Genomic DNA, 325 nt, shown 5'->3' on the forward strand with positions numbered 1-325 from the left:
ACCACAGCCCCTCCGGTTGTTCGCAGAGCGGTGAGGTTTAACCCGGCACCTACCGCCAGCAAACCCAGCGGCAACGCAATACCACTCAACAATCCGGCAACCGACACCAGCGCCCAGGGGAGCCCTATTCCCGATATATTCAGAGAGATCCCTACCACACAGGCAATAATCAGAGGATTTTTGACTAAAGCCAATAACACACTCAACAACCCTGCTTCTTTGCGGGTATAGAAACTAAACACCAATACGCACAGCAGATTCAGCAGAGGCACCATAACGGCCATCACTACCGCAGCAACCGCCAACCCTTCATCACCAAACAACG

General features: G+C 52.9%; 1 protein-coding gene. It reads right to left on the reverse strand.

Going from position 1 to position 325, the window contains the following annotated elements; translation table 11 throughout:
* Window positions 1–325: AEC family transporter (locus QWI17_RS00275; protein ID WP_502553133.1), on the reverse strand; the 325-nt coding region annotated here is incomplete at both ends.

Origin of the sequence: Gilvimarinus gilvus (assembly GCF_030518155.1) — a bacterium.
GTDB classification, from domain to species: domain Bacteria; phylum Pseudomonadota; class Gammaproteobacteria; order Pseudomonadales; family Cellvibrionaceae; genus Gilvimarinus; species Gilvimarinus gilvus.